General features: G+C 69.1%; 19 protein-coding genes. 10 read left to right on the top strand and 9 right to left on the bottom strand.

What is annotated here, in order from left to right; translation table 11 throughout:
- Window positions 1–115: 115 nt before the first annotated feature.
- The 3 genes from HWX07_RS22325 to fliE form a co-directional block, all read right to left on the bottom strand.
- Complete coding sequence (locus HWX07_RS22325) at window positions 116–448, bottom strand: flagellar protein FliT (protein ID WP_006486993.1); 333 nt, start codon at window positions 446–448, stop codon at window positions 116–118.
- A complete protein-coding gene (gene fliS / locus HWX07_RS22330; protein WP_089435754.1) occupies window positions 445–879 on the bottom strand; it encodes a flagellar export chaperone FliS in 435 nt (144 codons plus the stop codon). The genes HWX07_RS22325 and fliS overlap by 4 nt, the downstream gene beginning before the upstream one ends.
- A gap of 231 nt (window positions 880–1110) precedes the next feature.
- Entirely contained in the window at window positions 1111–1455 is a 345-nt protein-coding gene (gene fliE, locus HWX07_RS22335) for a flagellar hook-basal body complex protein FliE (RefSeq protein ID WP_006486991.1), read from the bottom strand.
- A 248-nt stretch (window positions 1456–1703) separates the two neighbouring features.
- On the opposite strand from fliE, the gene fliF reads away from it, so the two are divergent.
- From fliF to HWX07_RS22365, 6 genes are read left to right on the top strand one after another with little or no spacing between them, the layout of a single operon-like run.
- Window positions 1704–3467: a flagellar basal-body MS-ring/collar protein FliF gene (fliF, locus tag HWX07_RS22340; RefSeq protein WP_175877705.1), complete on the top strand. Its 1764-nt coding sequence runs from the start codon at window positions 1704–1706 to the stop codon at window positions 3465–3467.
- Complete coding sequence (gene fliG, locus HWX07_RS22345) at window positions 3457–4452, top strand: flagellar motor switch protein FliG (RefSeq protein ID WP_124700603.1); 996 nt, start codon at window positions 3457–3459, stop codon at window positions 4450–4452. The genes fliF and fliG overlap by 11 nt, the downstream gene beginning before the upstream one ends.
- Window positions 4445–5128, top strand: coding sequence for a flagellar assembly protein FliH (gene fliH, locus HWX07_RS22350; RefSeq protein ID WP_124479596.1), 684 nt, complete (start codon window positions 4445–4447; stop codon window positions 5126–5128). Before fliG ends, fliH begins: the two co-directional genes overlap by 8 nt.
- Window positions 5122–6666 (top strand): flagellar protein export ATPase FliI, encoded by a 1545-nt coding sequence (gene fliI / locus HWX07_RS22355; RefSeq protein WP_012329410.1) that lies wholly within the window; start codon window positions 5122–5124, stop codon window positions 6664–6666. The genes fliH and fliI overlap by 7 nt, the downstream gene beginning before the upstream one ends.
- 5 nt (window positions 6667–6671) lie before the next feature.
- Entirely contained in the window at window positions 6672–7130 is a 459-nt protein-coding gene (gene fliJ / locus HWX07_RS22360; RefSeq protein ID WP_027806593.1) for a flagellar export protein FliJ, read from the top strand.
- Between the two features lie 31 nt (window positions 7131–7161).
- Window positions 7162–8520, top strand: coding sequence for a flagellar hook-length control protein FliK (locus HWX07_RS22365; RefSeq protein WP_175877706.1), 1359 nt, complete (start codon window positions 7162–7164; stop codon window positions 8518–8520).
- Between the two features lie 27 nt (window positions 8521–8547).
- Here the strand turns inward: HWX07_RS22365 and HWX07_RS22370 are convergent, their stop codons facing one another.
- Entirely contained in the window at window positions 8548–10188 is a 1641-nt protein-coding gene (locus tag HWX07_RS22370) for a GMC family oxidoreductase N-terminal domain-containing protein (protein WP_175877707.1), read from the bottom strand.
- A gap of 725 nt (window positions 10189–10913) precedes the next feature.
- On the opposite strand from HWX07_RS22370, the gene HWX07_RS22375 reads away from it, so the two are divergent.
- Entirely contained in the window at window positions 10914–12356 is a 1443-nt protein-coding gene (locus HWX07_RS22375) for a coniferyl aldehyde dehydrogenase (RefSeq protein ID WP_175877708.1), read from the top strand.
- A gap of 75 nt (window positions 12357–12431) precedes the next feature.
- Here HWX07_RS22375 and HWX07_RS22380 read toward each other — a convergent pair whose 3' ends face one another.
- From HWX07_RS22380 to HWX07_RS37000, 3 genes are all read right to left on the bottom strand, one after another.
- Window positions 12432–13454: a serine/threonine protein kinase gene (locus HWX07_RS22380; RefSeq protein WP_175877709.1), complete on the bottom strand. Its 1023-nt coding sequence runs from the start codon at window positions 13452–13454 to the stop codon at window positions 12432–12434.
- A gap of 38 nt (window positions 13455–13492) precedes the next feature.
- The gene (locus tag HWX07_RS22385) at window positions 13493–13705 is read right to left on the bottom strand and encodes a hypothetical protein (RefSeq protein WP_006477514.1); all 213 of its coding nucleotides are present in this window, start codon (window positions 13703–13705) and stop codon (window positions 13493–13495) included.
- 102 nt (window positions 13706–13807) lie between these two features.
- On the bottom strand, window positions 13808–14323 hold the full coding sequence (locus tag HWX07_RS37000; RefSeq protein ID WP_244130017.1) for a hypothetical protein: 516 nt from the start codon (window positions 14321–14323) through the stop codon (window positions 13808–13810).
- Window positions 14324–14524: 201 nt separating this feature from the next.
- Here HWX07_RS37000 and HWX07_RS22395 point away from each other — a divergent pair, with 201 nt between their 5' ends.
- Window positions 14525–15412 carry a DMT family transporter gene (locus HWX07_RS22395; protein ID WP_175877710.1) on the top strand — a complete coding sequence of 296 codons (888 nt, stop codon included), beginning with the start codon at window positions 14525–14527 and terminating at the stop codon, window positions 15410–15412.
- Window positions 15413–15763: 351 nt separating this feature from the next.
- The gene (locus HWX07_RS22400) at window positions 15764–15949 is read left to right on the top strand and encodes a hypothetical protein (RefSeq protein ID WP_006482800.1); all 186 of its coding nucleotides are present in this window, start codon (window positions 15764–15766) and stop codon (window positions 15947–15949) included.
- A gap of 106 nt (window positions 15950–16055) precedes the next feature.
- Here HWX07_RS22400 and mgrA read toward each other — a convergent pair whose 3' ends face one another.
- Window positions 16056–17099, bottom strand: coding sequence for an L-glyceraldehyde 3-phosphate reductase (mgrA, locus tag HWX07_RS22405; protein WP_175877711.1), 1044 nt, complete (start codon window positions 17097–17099; stop codon window positions 16056–16058).
- A 193-nt stretch (window positions 17100–17292) separates the two neighbouring features.
- On the opposite strand from mgrA, the gene HWX07_RS22410 reads away from it, so the two are divergent.
- A complete protein-coding gene (locus HWX07_RS22410) occupies window positions 17293–17499 on the top strand; it encodes a DUF3185 family protein (RefSeq protein WP_122946499.1) in 207 nt (68 codons plus the stop codon).
- 150 nt (window positions 17500–17649) lie between these two features.
- On the opposite strand, the gene HWX07_RS22415 is transcribed toward HWX07_RS22410, so the two are convergent.
- The gene (locus tag HWX07_RS22415; RefSeq protein WP_175877712.1) at window positions 17650–18423 is read right to left on the bottom strand and encodes a phytanoyl-CoA dioxygenase family protein; all 774 of its coding nucleotides are present in this window, start codon (window positions 18421–18423) and stop codon (window positions 17650–17652) included.
- Window positions 18424–18493: the final 70 nt, after the last annotated feature.

An 18493-nucleotide genomic window follows, 5' to 3' on the forward strand; every position in this document is an offset into this window, starting at 1 on the left:
ACCCTACACATCGTTGCGAATCCGGGCGGGCACGCCGGTGCCGCCCGCGGGAACAGCGCGCGCCGCGTGCGGCCCCGGGCCCGGGCGCCGCGCGCCCGTCTCCCGGAACACGGCCCTACCCGCGCGCGCGGTAGAGGTCGGTCAATACCTGGGTCGAGCGCCGCGCCTCGAACAGCGCGGACAGCCGCGCGACGTCCGGGCTCGCGAGATCGCGGATCGCGGCGTCGTCGGCCAGGATGCGGCGGATCAGGTCGAGCTTGCGACCGAGATCCGATTCGTCGAGCGCGACGCCCGGATCGGCCTCCTTCAACCCGTCGACGAGCTGCATGAATTCGGCCTGCAACCCCGGCAACGCGCTCCAGTCGGCGCCGCGTGCGGCGCACAGCATCCGGCCCGACACGGCGGCGAGCGCCTCGTAGCGCGCGAAGTATTCGGCCTTGTGATTCATCGTGATGCTTCCGCTACCTGTTGCGCGGCCATCCGCGCGACTTCCGGGGCGATGCCCGTCCATGCTTCCTCGAGCGTCGCGAGCAAGCCGTCGACCTCGACCAGCATCGCGTCGCTCGCCTGCGCGTTCGCTTCCAGCAGGCGCCGGCCGATATACGCATACAGCGCATTGAGGCGCTCGGCGATCTCGCCGCCCGCGTCGCGGTTCAGCGACGCCTGCAGGCCGCTCTCGACGATCCGGATCGCCTTGCCGATCGCTTCGCCGCGCCCGGCCACGTTGTCCTGCTGCAAATGCATGCGCGCCAGCGCGATCGCCTGCCGGGCGCCCTGGTACAGCATCGCGATCAGCCGGTGCGGGGAGGCGCCCATCACCCCGGTCTCGACGCCGACACGCGCGTACGCACTGGCTCCAGCGTGTCCTGGGGAAAACATGCGCTTCTCCTTGTTATTTGCCTTGGCTATGCGGGAGCCGCCGCCGTGCGTCGCACGGCGCGGCCTTCACCGGAGTTATCGGAAGGGATTTGGAAAGCTTTAGGTGAGCAGGCGTTGCCGCCGGGCGGCCGATGCCGGCGCGCCGGTCTCGTTCTGCAAGCCGCGAGCCGTGCCCGGATGCTCGCCCCCGGATGCCCGTCGCCGGATGCCCGTCGCCGGATGCCCGTCGCCTCAAACCGACATCTGCATGATGTCGTTGTAAGCGCTCACTAACTTGTTGCGAACCTGGAGCCCGAACTGGAAGCCGATATTGGCTTTCTGCATGTCGACCATCACGTCGTTCAGCGAGATGTTCGGCGCGCCGACCTCGAACGCCTTCGCCTCGCCGAGCGCGTGCTGCTGGTCGCCGCTGATCTTGTCGAGCGATGCCTTCATCGCGCTCGCGAACGTGCCGGCCGTCGCCGCACCCGAGCCGGCCAGCGCCGCCGTCGGGCTCGCGACGCCGCCGGACGCCTGCGCGGCCATCGACTGCATCTGTTGCAACACCGAACCGATTCCGCTGACGTTCGCAGTCATGCTGTCCCCAGACATAGAGAAAAGACCCGGACGCACCGGGCGATCCGCCGGCGCCGCACCACGCGCACCATGCCGGATCGCGAAAAAGGATAGCAGCGCGGCGCGCGTCAAAGCCGCGAAAGTACGGGGGAAACCCCGCTCTTTTCGGTCGATCGGAGTGCGCCGCCGGTCACGATAATCGCATCGTGTCATTGTCCGCCCGCTCGTCCGAGCGAGCTCAGTCGTCCCGCTCCGGAGAAACTCGACGCATGGATTCGCAGGCCAACTCGCTGATCAACCCAGACGCCCGCGCGGGCCTCAGCCCGGCGCCCGGCGCCGCCGCGGCCGCCGCGTTGCCGGGCACGGGCGGCGCAGGCGCGGACTTCGGGCTGGGCGGCTTCGCCGAACGCATTCCCGGCATCTCGCGGATGAAGGGCAACCCGAAGCTGCCGTTCGTGATCGCCGTCGCGTTCGCGATCGCCGCGATCACCGCGCTCGTGCTGTGGAGTCGGGCGCCCGACTACCGCGTGCTGTACAGCAACCTGTCGGACCGCGACGGCGGCGCGATCATCGCCGCGCTCCAGCAGGCAAACGTTCCCTACAAGTTCGCCGATGCCGGCGGCGCGATCCTGGTGCCGTCGGGCCAGGTGCACGAAACGCGCCTGAAGCTCGCCGCGATGGGGCTGCCGAAGGGCGGCTCGGTCGGCTTCGAGCTGATGGACAACCAGAAATTCGGCATCAGCCAGTTCGCCGAGCAGATCAACTACCAGCGCGCGCTCGAAGGCGAGCTGCAGCGCACCATCGAATCGATCAACGCCGTGCGCGGCGCGCGCGTGCATCTCGCGATCCCGAAGCCGTCGGTGTTCGTGCGCGACAAGGAAGCGCCGAGCGCATCGGTGTTCGTCGACCTCTACCCGGGCCGCGTGCTCGACGAGGGCCAGGTGCAGGCGATCACGCGGATGGTGTCGTCCGGCGTGCCCGACATGCCGGCCAAGAACGTGACGATCGTCGACCAGGACGGCAACCTGCTGACCCAGACCGCGTCCGCCTCCGGCCTCGACGCGAGCCAGCTCAAGTACGTGCAGCAGGTCGAGCACAACACCCAGAAGCGCATCGACGCGATCCTCGCGCCGATCTTCGGCGCCGGCAACGCGCGCTCGCAGGTCAGCGCGGATCTCGATTTCTCGAAGATCGAGCAGACGTCGGAAAGCTACGGCCCGAACGGCACGCCGCAGCAGGCCGCGATCCGCAGCCAGCAGACCAGCAGCGCGACCGAACTCGCGCAGGGCGGCGCGTCGGGCGTGCCGGGCGCTCTGTCGAACACGCCGCCGCAGCCTGCCTCCGCGCCGATCGTCGCCGGCAACGGCCAGAACGCGCCGCAGACCACGCCGGTCAGCGACCGCAAGGACCAGACGACCAACTACGAGCTCGACAAGACGATCCGCCATACCGAACAGCCGATGGGCAGCGTGAAGCGGCTGTCGGTCGCGGTCGTCGTCAACTACCAGCCGGTCGCCGACGCGAAGGGCCACGTGACGATGCAGCCGCTGCCGCCCGCGAAGCTCGCGCAGGTCGAACAGCTCGTGAAGGACGCGATGGGCTACGACGAGAAGCGCGGCGACTCGGTAAACGTCGTGAACAGCGCGTTCTCGACCGTGAGCGACCCGTACGCCGACCTGCCGTGGTGGCGCCAGCCCGACATGATCGCGATGGCGAAGGAAGCCGCGAAGTGGCTCGGCATCGCGGCGGCCGCGGCGGCGCTCTACTTCATGTTCGTGCGCCCGGCGATGCGCCGAGCGTTCCCGCCGCCCGAGCCGGCCGCGCCGGCGCTCGCGGCGCCGGAAGACACGGTCGCGCTCGACGGCCTGCCCGCGCCGGAAAAGGCCGCGGAAGAAACCGATCCGCTGCTGCTCGGCTTCGAGAACGAGAAGAACCGCTACGAACGCAACCTCGACTACGCGCGCACGATCGCCCGCCAGGATCCGAAGATCGTCGCCACCGTCGTGAAGAACTGGGTGTCCGATGAACGCTGAAGGCTTGACCAAGAGCGCGCTGCTGCTGATGTCGATCGGCGAGGAAGAGGCCGCGCAGGTATTCAAGTTCCTCGCGCCGCGCGAGGTCCAGAAGATCGGCGTGGCGATGGCCGCGCTGAAGAACGTCACGCGCGAGCAGGTCGAGGAGGTGCTGCAGGACTTCGTGAAGGAAGCCGAGCAGCACACCGCGCTGTCGCTCGATTCGAACGAGTACATCCGCTCGGTGCTGACGAAGGCGCTCGGCGAGGACAAGGCCGGCGTGCTGATCGACCGCATCCTGCAGGGCAGCGACACGAGCGGCATCGAGGGCCTCAAGTGGATGGATTCGGCCGCGGTGGCCGAACTGATCAAGAACGAGCATCCGCAGATCATCGCGACGATCCTCGTGCATCTCGACCGCGACCAGGCGTCCGAAATCGCGTCGTGCTTCACCGAGCGGCTGCGTAACGACGTGCTGCTGCGGATCGCGACGCTCGACGGCATCCAGCCGGCCGCGCTGCGCGAGCTCGACGACGTGCTCACGGGCCTGCTGTCCGGCAGCGACAACCTGAAGCGCAGCCCGATGGGCGGCATCCGCACCGCGGCCGAGATCCTGAACTTCATGACGAGCGTGCACGAGGAAGGCGTGCTCGAAAGCGTGCGCCAGTACGACGCCGACCTCGCGCAGAAGATCATCGACCAGATGTTCGTGTTCGAGAACCTGCTCGACCTCGAGGATCGCGCGATCCAGATGGTGCTCAAGGAAGTCGAGTCGGAAACGCTGATCGTCGCGCTCAAGGGCGCGCCGCCCGCGCTGCGCCAGAAGTTCCTCGCGAACATGTCGCAGCGCGCGGCCGAACTGCTCGCCGAGGATCTCGACGCGCGCGGCCCGGTGCGCGTGTCCGAAGTCGAGACGCAGCAGCGCCGCATCCTGCAGATCGTGCGCAACCTCGCCGAGAGCGGCGCGATCGCGATCGGCGGCAAGGCGGAAGACGCGTATGTCTGATTCGGCGAGCGATCGCGTGGGCACCCTCACCGCGTACCAGCGGTGGGAGATGGCGTCGTTCGACCCGCCGCCGCCCCCGCCGCCGCCCGACGACGCGGCGGCCGCTGCCGCCGCGCTCGCCGAGGAATTGCAGCGCGTGCGCGACGCCGCGCACGCCGAAGGCCATGCGGCCGGCCACGTCGAAGGCCAGGCGCTCGGCTACCAGGCCGGTTTCGAGCAGGGCCGCGAACAGGGTTTCGAGGCCGGCCAGGCCGAAGCACGCGAACAGGCCGCGCAGCTCGCGGCGCTCGCCGCGTCGTTCCGCGAAGCCGTCTCGAGCGTCGAACACGATCTCGCCGCCGACCTCGCGCAGCTCGCGCTCGACATCGCGCAGCAGGTCGTGCGCCAGCACGTGAAGCATGACCCGGCCGCGCTGGTCGCCGCCGTGCGCGACGTGCTCGCGGCCGAGCCCGCACTGTCCGGCGCGCCGCATCTCGCGGTGAATCCGGCCGACCTGCCCGTCGTCGAGGCCTATTTGCAGGACGACCTCGACACGCTCGGCTGGAACGTGCGCACCGACGCGTCGATCGAGCGCGGCGGCTGCCGCGCGCACGCCGCGACCGGCGAGGTCGACGCGACGCTGCCCACCCGCTGGCAGCGCGTCGCCGCGGCGATCGGCAAGGTGAGCACGTGGTGACGCGCTCGCCCGACGCGCTCGCGCACGACGGCATGACGCCGCTCGAACGCGAGCTCGCGCTCGCGTCGTTCGGGCCGGCGGCCGCGCACGATGCCGCGGACGACGCCACGCCGCACGCAGCATCCGAAGCCGCCGACGCCGCCCCGCGCGCGCCGCACAATCCGCATCTCGCGCACTGGCGCACGCACCTGAACGGGCTCGCCGCGCGCAGCCACCGCGCGCTGCCGCTGCGGCCGTGCGGACGCCTCACGCGCGCGGCCGGCCTCGTGCTCGAGGCGATCGGGCTGCGCCTGTCGGTCGGCGCCGAATGCACGATCGAGCTGCCGCCGGGCAGCACGCTGCCGCACGCGGAAGCCGAAGTCGTCGGCTTCGCCGGCGACCGCCTGTTCCTGATGCCGACCACCGATGTCGCAGGCGTGTTGCCCGGCGCACGCGTGTGGCCGCGCGAGAGCGCCCCCGTCACCGATCCGCTCGCCGGCGCGAAGCGGCTGCCGGTCGGCTGGGAAATGCTCGGGCGCGTCGTCGACGCATCGGGTCGCCCGCTCGACGGCCTCGGCCCGCTCGCGTCGAAAGTCGATGCGCCGCTGTCGGCGCCGTCGATCAACCCGCTCGATCGCGAGCCGATCCACCACGTGCTCGACGTCGGCGTGCGCGCGATCAACGCGCTGCTCACCGTCGGCCGCGGCCAGCGGATGGGCCTGTTCGCCGGCTCCGGCGTCGGCAAGTCGGTGCTGCTCGGCACGATGGCGCGCTACACGAGCGCGGAAGTGATCGTGATCGGCCTGATCGGCGAACGCGGCCGCGAAGTGAAGGAATTCATCGAACAGATCCTCGGCGAGGACGGGCTCGCGCGCTCGGTCGTCGTGGCGGCGCCGGCCGACGTGTCGCCGCTGTTGCGGATGCAGGGCGCCGCGTACGCGACGTCGCTCGCCGAGTATTTCCGCGACCAGGGCAAGCACGTGCTGCTGCTGATGGATTCGCTGACGCGCTATGCGATGGCGCAGCGCGAGATCGCGCTGGCGATCGGCGAGCCGCCCGCGACGAAAGGCTATCCGCCGTCGGTGTTCGCGAAGCTCCCCGCGCTCGTCGAGCGCACCGGCAACGGGCCCGAAGGCGGCGGCTCGATCACTGCGTTCTACACCGTGCTGACCGAAGGCGACGACCAGCAGGACCCGATCGCCGATTCGGCGCGCGCGATCCTCGACGGCCACATCGTGCTGTCGCGCGCGCTCGCCGAGGCCGGCCACTATCCCGCGATCGACATCGAGGCGTCGATCAGCCGCGCGATGACCGCGCTGATCGACGAAACGCATCTCGACCACGTGCGGCAGTTCAAGCAGATGCTGTCGCGCTACCAGCGCAACCGCGACCTGATCGCGGTCGGCGCCTACGCACCCGGCCGCGACGCGCAGCTCGACCGCGCGATCGCGCTCTACCCGCGCATCGAGGCGTTCCTGCAGCAGGGCTTTCGCGAATGCGCGCCGTTCGCATCGAGCCTCACCGCGCTCGATGCGCTGTTCGACGCTTACGGAGGCTGATCACGATGGCCCACGGCTTTCCCCTTCAGCTGCTGCTCGACCGCGCGCAGGAAGACCTCGATTCGGCCGCGAAGCAGCTCGGCACCGCGCAGCGCGACCGCACCGCGGCGGCCGAACAGCTCGACGCGCTGCTGCGCTATCGCGACGAATATCACGCGCGCTTCGCGCAATCCGCGCAGAGCGGCATGCCGGCCGGCAACTGGCGCAATTTCCAGGCGTTCATCGACACGCTCGATGCCGCGATCGCACAGCAGCGCAGCGTGCTCGCCGCGGCCGAAGTCCGCATCGACGAGGCGCGCCCGAACTGGCAGCAGAAGAAACGTACCGTCGGCTCGTATGAAATCCTGCAGGCGCGCGGCGTCGCGCAGGAAGCGCAGCGCGACGCCCGGCGCGAACAGCGCGACGCCGACGAACACGCCGCGAAGATCCTGCGCATGCGGGCCGACGCGGCCCGTTCGTCGTAACCGACCACCGCCTTCGAACGAGAGAACCGTCATGCCTCCCCTGCCCCTGCTCGGCGCGCTGCTCGACACCGCCGGCGCCGCACTCAAGCCCGCCCGCGGCTCGGGTGCATCCGCCGCCGCCAACGACGCGTCGGCCGCCACGAGCGCCGTGCCGTTCGCGCAGACGCTCAAGCAAAGCGTCGCCACGCGCGGCGATACGGCCAATGCCGGTACGCCGGACGTGTCCAGACAGGCTGCGTCGAAGCCGGCCGCCGGCGCGAAGCCGTCCGGCACCGACGACGACAAGGCGACCGACGACACGACCGCGAACGCCGCCACCAACCCCGATGCCGCCGCCCTCGCGGCCGCCGCGGCCGTGCAGGCGCAACTGCAGGCGCGCCCGGACACCGCGACGCCGGCCGACGCGGCGACCGCTGCCGCCGCCGTTGCCACGCAGAAGACGGCCGTGTCCGGCCAGCCGGACGCCACGGCGACGCTCGCCGATCATGCCGCCAAGGACACGGCCGCCCAGCCGACCGACCCGGCATCGAGCCGCGACGCGCTGCAAGCGGCGCTCGCCAAGCTGACGGGTGGTGCGGGCGCGATCGCGATGCCGGCGACCGGCACGACCGCCGCCGCGCCGACCGCGCCGGCAGCCACCGCGTCGAACACCGCCGCGCCGCTGACGCCGAAAGTGCCGACGTTCGACCGCACCCTCGCCGACGCGAGAGGCGCGCTCGCCACGCAACAAACGCCGGCACAGATCACCGCGCAGACGCTGCAGGCCGACGCGAACGCGCAGTCCGGCGCCCAGCACGCGCTCGCGGCGGCCGGCAACGCGACGGACCCGGCCGCCAGCGCGACGCTCGCGGCAGGCGCAACGGCCGCCGCCGCGGCGCAGGCGAACCTGCAACTGTCGCCGGCCGCCGGCGCGATCGCCGCCGCCAACGCGCACGTACTCGCGCCGCACGTCGGCACGGCCGACTGGACGGATGCGCTGAGCCAGAAAGTGGTGTTCCTGTCGAATGCGCACCAGCAGAGCGCCGAGCTGACGCTCAACCCGCCCGATCTCGGGCCGCTGCAGGTCGTGCTGCGCGTCGCGGACAACCATGCGCATGCGCTGTTCGTGTCGCAGCACGCGCAGGTGCGCGACGCGGTCGAAGCCGCGCTGCCGAAGCTGCGCGAGGCGATGGAAGCGGGCGGGCTCGGGCTCGGCAGCGCGACCGTCAGCGACGGCGGCCTCGCTTCGCAGCAACAGCAGCCCAACCCGCAGCAGACCTTCGCCCACGGCCAGTCGTCGCGACGCGGGAACGGCGGACCGTCAGCCGTCGATGCACCTGTCGACGCCGCGCAATCCGCACCGGTCGCCGCGCGCGCGAGCCGCGCCGGCCTCGTCGATACGTTTGCCTGAGCATGGGCGCTGCCGTGTGCGCCGCGCTCAGCGGCCGTGCACCGCGGCAGCCGCCTCGCCGCGCGGCACCCCGCCCTTACGCGCGGCGACGATGAAGTCCGCCGCGCGCTCGCCGATCATCACCGACGGCGCATTCGTGTTCCCGCCGACCAGTGTCGGCATCACCGACGCATCCACCACCCGCAGCCCGTCGACGCCGCGCACGCGCAGTTGCGGATCGACGACCGCGCGCGCATCCGAGCCCATCCGGCAGGTGCCGACCGGGTGATAGATCGTGTCCGCATGCGCGACGATCGTCGCGCGCAGCTCCGCTTCGCTCTGGTCCGGCCGCGTGTAGAGCTCGCGCCCGCCCTGCGATGCAAGCGGCGCCTGCGACAGGATGCGGCGCATCGCCTGCGTGCCGCGCACCAGCAGGTCGAGGTCGCGTGAATCGCTGAAGAAGCGCGGATCGATCAGCGGCGCGTCGCGCGCATCGCCGCTCGCGAGCGCGACCGTGCCGCGGCTGAACGGCCGCAGCGCGCACACGTGCAGCGAATAACCGAAGCCCCAGTGCATCTTGCGGTTGTGGTCGTCGACGAGCGCCGTGCAGAAATGCAGCTGCAGGTCGGGACGCTCGAGCGACGGATCGCTCTTGATGAAGCCGCCGGCCTCCGCGACGTTGCTCGTCATCATCCCGGTGCGGCTCGAGAAATAGCGCGCGAGCGCCGGCGTCATCTTCGCGATGCCGCGCAGGCACACGCCGACCAGCTCCGACGAATTCACGCGCGTGTTGATGATGAAGTCGATGTGGTCGATCAGGTTCGTGCCGACGTCCGGCGCATCCTGCACGACCGCGATCCCGTGCCGGCGCAGTTGCTCGGCCGGGCCGATCCCCGAACACATCAGCAGTTGCGGCGAATTGAATGCGCCGGCCGACAGGATCACTTCCGCGCGCGCGCCGAACGTCTCGACCCGCCCGTTGCGCGACACCACGACGCCGACCGCGCGCTTGCCGTCGAACCCGACGCGCAGCACCGTCGCATCGGGGACCACGTGCAGGTTCGGCCGGTTGCGACCGTAGATATACGCGCGCGCCACGCTGCAGCGCGAACCGTCGCGATGCGTGACCTGATAGAAGCCGACGCCTTCCTGCGTCGCGCCGTTGAAGTCGTCGTTCAGCGGATAGCCGGCCGCATGCGCGGCCTGGATGAATCGTTCGGAGAACGGATTGCGAAAGCGCAGATCGGAAACGGTCAACGGTCCGTCCGCACCGTGCCACGCGTTGGCGCCGCGTTCGTTGCCTTCCGCGCGGCGGAAATACGGCAGCACGTCCTGCCAGCCCCAGCCCGTCGCGCCGAGTTGCGCCCACTCGTCGTAATCGCCCGGGTGGCCGCGCGTGTAGATCATCGCGTTGATCGCGCTCGAGCCGCCCATCCCGCGCCCGCGCGGCTGGTAACCGCGCCGCCCGCCGAGACCCGGCTGCGGCACCGTCTCGTAGCCGTAGTTGGTGCCGAGCTTGTACGGCACCAGCGCCGCGATGCCGACCGGCATGTTGACGAGCAGGTTGCGCTCCGTGTGCGAGCCGGCCTCGATCAGCGCGATCGTCGCATCGGGGCAGGCATCGGCGAGACGGCCGGCCAGGCTCGAGCCGCCCGAACCGCCGCCGACGATGATGTAGTCGTATTGCATGTCACGTCTCCGTCGTGTCATGGAAGGCGCCCGGCACCGCCGCGCGACCGTGTCTCCTCTTGTGTTCGGGCATTGTAGGAATGGCCGTCCCGCACGCGGCGCGCGGATTCAAGAGCGATTCCTCTAAACGCCCGCGTGAACTAAATTTAAGATGTATCGATGCGCTTCGCGCGATGCACCGGCCACGAGAAGCCGATTCGTCGCGAAACGGGAGGAACGACGATGCAGCGCCGGATTCTGCAGGCCACGTGCCGACCGGGTGATCCGGAAGTCACGCGCGCGGCCCGCATTTCATTTCAAACGGCGGCCCGCGCGACGATCCACGACGCGATGCGCGCAGTCGGTCGAAATCGAACGGCACGTGTCATCGCCGACCGTTTGGATGGTGTGTCGGCGCCGAGGCACGATGCGCGGCGACCCGCCGTCGCGGCTATGTCGCGCTGCGCTGCCGCGGTGCGCCGGCAGGCGTGCGCAAGACGGCGTCGCGTGCCTGCTCGTCACCGTATCGAATCGTGCGCGCCTGCCGTGCGGCATGACTTTCTGACACGGACACCGTCGCGCGGATACGACGCCTGCCGCGCGCGGCAACCGGTTTTCGAACACCCGTCGCATCCGGCCCCGTGCCGGGCGACATGCATCACCCGATCCGCGTCGCCGCGCTCGCCGAGCGTGCGCGTGCGGCGTGACGGCCGGCCGACCAGCCAGGCCCAACTGGAGGAGACGACATGAAGAACGACCTGCCCGAACTGGCCCCGCAAGCACTACCGTCGGTCGATGCGCTGACGTCGCTGCTGCACGACCAGCGCGCGGCGTACCTGCGCGCACCGTACCCGACATGGGACACGCGTGCGCAGCACCTGCGCGCGCTGCGCACGATGCTGATCGATCACGCGGATGCGCTCGCCGACGCGATCAGCGCCGATTTCGGCCATCGCGCGAAGCAGGAAGTGCTGCTGTCGGAAATCTGGATGGCCAAGGAAGAGATCGACGACGCGCTGAAGCACGGCAAGCGCTGGATGAAGCCGATCCGCAAGCCGATGAACAAGTGGCTGCGCCCGGCGCGCGCGAAGGTGATTCCGCAACCGCTCGGTGTGGTCGGCATCGTCGTGCCTTGGAACTACCCGGTGCTGCTCGCGGCCGGCCCGCTGATCTGCGCGCTCGCCGCCGGCAATCGCGCGATCATCAAGATGTCCGAACTGACGCCCCGCACGTCGGCGCTGTTCGAGCAGCTCATCGGCAAGACCTTCACGCGCGACCACGTCGCGGTCGTGAACGGCGATGCGGAAGTCGGCGCCGCGTTCAGCGCGCTGCCGTTCGACCATCTGCTGTTCACCGGCTCGACGCAGGTCGGCCGCCACGTGATGCGCGCGGCCGCCGACAACCTCACGCCGGTCACGCTCGAACTCGGCGGCAAGTCGCCGGCGATCGTGGGCCCGAATGCGCGCTTCGACGCGGCCGTCGACGCGATCATTGCCGGCAAGACGCTGAACGCCGGCCAGACCTGCATCGCGCCCGACTACGTGCTGCTGCCGCGCGGGATGGAAGGCGCGTTCATCGAACGCGCGCGAACCCGCTTCGCGAAGCTGTATCCGGACCTGTCGGCCAACGGCGACTACACGACGATCGTGTCGCCGCGCCACTACGCGCGCCTGCAGCAACTCGCGAGCGACGCGCAGGCGGCCGGCGCGCAACTGCATCCGCTGTCGGATGCGCAATCCGATCCCGCGTCGCGCCGCTTCGTGCCGTGCGCGCTCACGCAGGTGCCGGCCGCGTCGCAGCTGATGCAGGAGGAAATCTTCGGGCCGCTGCTGCCGCTCGTGCCGTACGAACGGCTCGACGAAGCGATCGCGTACGTCAATGCGCGCCCGCGTCCGCTCGCGCTGTACCTGTTCGACGAGGACGGCGGCACGATCGACCGCGTGATGCGCGAAACGGTCTCGGGCGGCGTATCGGTCAACGAGACGCTGATGCACATCGCGTGCGGCAGCTTGCCGTTCGGCGGCGTCGGTGCGAGCGGCATGGGCGCGTATCACGGCTACGACGGCTTCGTGACGTTCTCGAAGATGAAGCCCGTGCTCACGCAGGCGCGGCTGAACGCGCGCAACCTGCTCGCACCCCCGTACGGCAAGCGCTTCGCCGCGCTGATCAAGCTGATGCTGAAGTTCTGAGCCGAACGGGCCGCGCGCGCCGCGGCCTTGAGCCGGCGGGTTGTCGCGCGGCACGGGATGCCGCGCACCCGCTCGTCACACGGGCCAGAGCGGCCCTTCCTGCATCGCGCCGATCTGCTCGCGCAGTTCGAGCACGCGCGCTTCCCAGTAACGATGCGTGTTGAACCACGGGAACGCGGCCGGAAACGCCGGATCGTCCCAGCGCCGCGCGAGCCACGCCGCGTAGTGGATCAGCCGCAACGTGCGCAGCGCTTCGACCAGATGCAGCTCGCGCGGCTCGAATTCGCAGAAATCCTCGTAGCCCGCGAGCAGGTCGGCCAGCGCGCGCGACGCGCCTTCGCGATCGCCCGGCAGCAGCAGCCACAGATCCTGCACGGCCGGCGCCATCCGGCTGTCGTCGAAGTCGACGAAATGCGGGCCGGCATCGGTCCACAGCACGTTGCTCGGATGACAGTCGCCGTGCGTGCGCAGCAGGCGAATCTCGCCCGCGCGCTCGAACGCGGCCTCGACGCCTTCGAGCGCGAGCGCGACCGCGGTCGCGTACGCCGGTCTTACGTCAACCGGAATGAAATCGTGCGCGAGCAGATAGTCGCGCGGCTCGTAGCCGAACGTATTGATGTCGAGCACGGGACGCGCGACATACGGCTGCGTCGCGCCGACCGCATGAATGCGGCCGATGAAGCGGCCGAGCCATTCGAGCGTGTCGCTGCGGTCGAGATCGGGGGCGCGGCCGCCGCGTCGCTCGAAGATCGAGAAGCGGAAACCGTCGAACGCGTGCAGCGTGCGGCCGTCGAAGGCTCGCGCGGGCACCGCCGGAATCTCGCGCGCGGCGAGTTCGGCGACGAACGCATGCTCTTCGAGAATCGCGTCGTCCGACCAGCGCGCCGGGCGATAGAACTTCGCGACGACCGGCGGGCCGTCTTCGATACCGACCTGGTAGACGCGGTTTTCGTAGCTGTTGAGGGCGAGCAGGCGCCCGTCGGTGCGCAGGCCGGCCGGCATCAGCACGCTGTCGAGCGCGTCGAGCACGCACTCGGGCGTGAGGCCGGCGAACGGCGGGCTGGCGGGAGAAGCGGGAGCGGAAGTGGCGTCTGTCATGCCCCGCATTGTGCCGCCTGCCGGACCGAAAGACGAGCTTAGTGAAGCGCCGCGCCGGCCGGCAGAACGGATTCGCCGGTGTCGATCAGGTCCTCGAGAAAGAAAGGCTCGGTGTTGAGTTCTTTCGACTCACCCGGCACGCCCGCGTACCAGGTCACCATGGCCATGTCGCCCAGGATGCGCTGGACGATGCCGCGCGCGCCTTTCGGCACCGCGATATGGGTAGTGCAGACGATCGACCCGATATGCATGATGGTTCCCCACTCTTGAATCTTGAAACCCGGCCCGCTGGCGAGCCGGCAAATGCGCGATCCGCGCCGCTCTCGGCGGAGCGTTGCGCGTGATCCCATTGTTCACGGTTTATCGAAGCGCGAAAAGAAGAAGAAGCAGGCGAAGTGCCGCGAATTCGTCGAATGTCTCCAATCAACCACTGCGCCGGGCATGTACTTGCCCACCCGGTTACCCCCATCATACCCTGTCGAATGTGACCGCCCGCCGAAATCGCCCGGCGCGCCGCGCGCACGGGATTGACGCAATACACGTACCGCCTCGCTTCGCCGGCACGGGATCAGCGGAACACACGCCGCGACCACGCTGACATCGCATCGCGCGCGTCGCATGCCGATCGCTTTCCACCGTCCGTCGAATGCTTGCGTGCGCAGCGACCGGCGCATCGGCGTCGGCCTGCATCGACGCAACCTATCGCCCGCGATGCGCAGCCGCCGACAGTGGTTGCGTTCGATGCTTGCCTTGCGGTACCTTAGGCTTTCATTCGCGTTCAACCGCATTCCGACACGATGCACCCGCTCACGTCCGCACTCGCAAAAAACCGGCCGCAGTTCGACGCGCGGCCGCAGGCGTGCGCGCATCCGTCGGTCCTTCCTCCTCCTGTCGCACCGCCGCTCGTCTGCGCCGCGCCGCCCCCGCCGGCGGCACGCGTCGGCTGACTCGCCGGCTTTTCGTTTTCGTCTTCCATTCGCCCCGTTGGCTGTCGTGCGTGCGTCGTGACGCACCGCGTGTTGCCGCATGCGCGAATGGAACGTTTCGATCCGTTCGACAGGTGGATTCACATGGTTTCGTTCAAACGCGCGCTCGCCGCGCATGGCGCGACGTCGCTCTTCGTGCTGCTGTGGAGCAGCGGCGCGATCTTCGCTGAACTCGGTCTGCGTCACGCGTCCGCGTTCGCCTTTCTCACTGCCCGTTTCGCGCTCGCATCGCTCGTGCTGCTCGCGCTGGCCCGCATGCGCGGACGGTGGCTGCCGCCGCGCGGCGAGCGGCGCATGGCCGCGCTGACCGGCTTGCTGATGATGGGCGGCTATTCGATCTTCTACTTGCTCGCACTCGAGCGCGGTATCGCGCCCGGCGTGCTCGCGACGATACTCGGCGTGCAGCCGATCCTCACGCTCGCGATCGTCGAGCGTCATTGGCAACCGGTGCGCATCGCCGGGCTCGCGCTGTCGCTCATCGGCCTCGCGCTCGTCGTGGGCCGTGGCGTGAGCGGCGGGACGGGCGACCTGTCAGCGGCCGGCATCGCGTGCGCGTTGACGGCGCTCGTCGCGCTGACCGTCGGCTCGCTGCTGCAAAAGCGCGTACGCGCGGCGCCCGCCGACGTGCTGCCGCTGCAGAACGCGATCGGCCTCGCGCTGTGCGTCGCGATCGTGCCGTTCCGGCCGGTGTCGTTCGACATGAGTTGGGCGTTCGTCGTCCCGCTGCTGTGGCTCGGCATCGTGATTTCGGTGATCGCGCAACTGCTGTTCTACCGGTTGATGCAGCACGGCGATCTCGTCAACGTGACGAGCCTGTTCTATCTCGTCCCCGTCGTCACCACGTTGATGGATGCCGTGTGGCTCGGCAACCGGCCCGAGCCGCTCGCGCTCGCCGGCATGGGCGCGATCATCGCGGGGCTCGCGCTGGTGTTCCGCGCGTCGGCCGCCCGCCCGCAACCCGACCGCGCGTGAGTAGACGGGCCGCCGCGCCCGCGGGTGCGGCGGCCCGCATCGGACACATACGACGATTCCGCGCAAATCGAAAGGAACGGGAAAGATGTGTGCAAGGCGTTCGTCTTGTTTGCCCGAAAAACGCGTGATTCTCGGGGCTTTCCGCTGATTTTTAATGGTTCGGATAGCGAAAAGCGCCGCCGGTTGCCTATACTCGAATTGACCGGCCCGCTCGTAACGGGCCGGACCAACTAGAAACACCCGGCATGGGGCCGGGGTGAGCGCACGCACGTCGATTTCGGCCGATATCCCGTACGGATGGAGCCCTGGCAAGCGTCGAAGCGCCCACTTCGGTCGACACTGGAGACACGCATGACGACCTACTTCACGATCGGCGACTTCATCCTGTTGATTCCGATGGCGCTGGCCGGAGCGCTATTTCTCGGCGCGGTGCCGTGCGCCACTCAATTCCGTCACAACCTGCTGCGCGTACTCGGCGTCATTCTCGGCGTCGGCGTCGCGGTATTGCTCGTTGAAGGCCTGCCTGCGCTGATCTAGCGCCGCCGGCCGTGCGCGACACGCATCGCTGCACCGCAGCGATGCGCCGCACCGCCTGCGCGTCGGACACGGCACGCGATGTTTCGCATGCCGTATCGACTTCCGGTCAGATCGCCTGATCGGTGGACGGCTTTTCCCACAGATTGATGCCGCCTTCCGTCGCGTAACGATCGATCTCCGCGAGTTCCTCCGCGGAGAATTCGAGGTTGCTCAACGCACCGACGTTCTCGCGCACCTGCTCCGCGCGGCTCGCGCCGATCAGCGCGGACGTCACGCGGCCGTTACGCAGCACCCACGCCAGCGCCATCTGCGCCAGGCTCTGCCCGCGCCGTTCGGCGATCGCGTTGAGCTTGCGCACATGCTCGAGGTTGTCCGCGCTCAGGTGATCCTGCTTCAGCGAGCCACCGCCCGGCTTGTTCACGCGCGCATCGGCCGGCACGCCGTTCAGGTACTTCGACGTGAGCAGGCCCTGCGCGAGCGGCGTGAACGCGATGCTGCCCGCGCCGACGTCGTCGAGCGTGCCGAGCAGATCCTCCTCGATCCAGCGGTTCAGCATGTTGTACGACGGCTGGTGAATCAGCAGCGGCACCTTGTATTGCGCGAGCAGCGCGGCCATCTCGCGCGTCTTCGCGGCCGAATACGACGAAATGCCGATGTAGAGCGCCTTGCCCTGCTGCACGGCCGACGCCAGCGCACCCGCCGTTTCCTCGAGCGGCGTATGCGCGTCGAAACGGTGCGAATAGAAGATGTCGACATAGTCGAGCCCCATCCGTTGCAGGCTCTGGTCGAGACTCGCGAGCACGTACTTGCGCGACCCGCCGCCGCTGCCGTACGGCCCCGGCCACATGTCCCAGCCGGCCTTCGTCGAGATCAGCAGCTCGTCGCGATACGGGCGGAAATCCTCCTTCAGCAGCCGGCCGAAGTTGGTCTCGGCGCTGCCGTACGGCGGCCCGTAGTTGTTCGCGAGGTCGAAGTGGTTGATGCCGAGGTCGAACGCGGTGCGCAGGATCTCGCGCTGCGTCGAGATCGGCGTCGTGTCGCCGAAGTTGTGCCACAGGCCAAGCGACAGGGCGGGCAGTTTGAGCCCGGATTTGCCGCAGGTGCGGTATTGCATGCCGGCATAACGTTCGGAAGCTGCTTCGTAGGCCATGAGTCTGTTCCGTCAGGACATCGGGGAAAGGGACACGCGCCGGCCGCGCCGATGACGCGACGGCGGCGAAGGAGTCATACGACGACTATGGTAGCGAAAGCGGCCGGATCACGCACGGCGGCGCGGCGATGGACGCGACCGCGGCGCTCGCCTACACTGCGGCGTCTCGAATCACCGTTTCAGCGAGGTTGGTATGTCCCGGGTCATCTCGGTTGCGCTGCTCGTCGGCGGCGTCGTGCTGCTGTATTTCGGCGGCCAGTCGTTCCATTCGATCAACGACAACGTGTCGCGCTTCTTCACCGGTTCGCCCGCGACGAAGACGATCCTGCTGATCGTCGGCGGCGCCGTCGCGTCGTTCGTCGGCCTGATCGGCCTCGCGATGCCGGGCAGCAAGCGCTGATCGCATCGCAACGCGACGCGTGCACGGCTCGCGTCCCGCGCGTGGGCCGTATCAAACGAAACGGGCGGCCAAGCCGCCCGTTGCTTCATTCGTCCGCGATGCATTGCATCGGCCGAGCATCGCGGCGCCCCCGCGCCGCTCCACCCACGCCTAGAGCGCCACTTCCGGCTTCGATGCCGAGCGCGTGCCGGGCACCGGCCGGTTGCTTGCGCCGTGGTACGTGTACACGAGCGAGAACTTCACCTGGTCGGAACGGTTCTGCCCGGCCGAATGCAGCGTGTTGCTGTGGAAGAACACGACGTCGCCCGTTTGCAGCGACGGGCACGTCGCCGCGTCGATCATCCTGCGGTTCTCCGGCAGATCACTGCGGAAGAATTTCGCGTCATCGAACGCTTCCGGTCCGAATTCGGCCGTATGCGAACCCGGCACGAGCCACAGCGCACCGTTCTCGTTGGTTTCCGGCCCGAGCGCGAGCCACACCGACACCATGTCCGGCCGCTCGAACGCCCAGTAGCGGAAATCGCGATGCCAGCCGGTCAGGCTGCCGTACGCCGGGTGCTTCGTCATCATGCAGTTGTGATGCGCGCGCGACAGCACGGGCTCCTCGCCGAAATACTCGCGCATCCACGCGCCGATTTCGGGCGCGATCGCGCGCTCGGCAAACGCCGGATCGCGCGAATACGCATCGAGCAGCCGTCGCACCGTATGCCCGCCCGGCGCATGCTTCGATTCGGGCGCGCCCGGGTAGCGCAGGTCGGCCTCGAACTCGATCGGCTCGGCGGCCTCCCGCAACTGGCGCTCCGCGATCTGCCGGAGCGCCGCGCATTGCGCTTCGCCGACGAGGCCACGCGCGACGACGAAGCCGCGCTCGCGCAATTCCGCGACTTGCGCGCGGATCGATTCCGACTGCAATGGAGACGACATGGGATGCCAGACGTTTATTGTGTGAATGTGACGATTGTAAATCGGCACCGGATACCGCGAACAGCACCAT

It is taken from the genome of Burkholderia sp. BCC0097 (assembly GCF_902832985.1).
Taxonomy (GTDB): Bacteria; Pseudomonadota; Gammaproteobacteria; order Burkholderiales; family Burkholderiaceae; genus Burkholderia; species Burkholderia orbicola.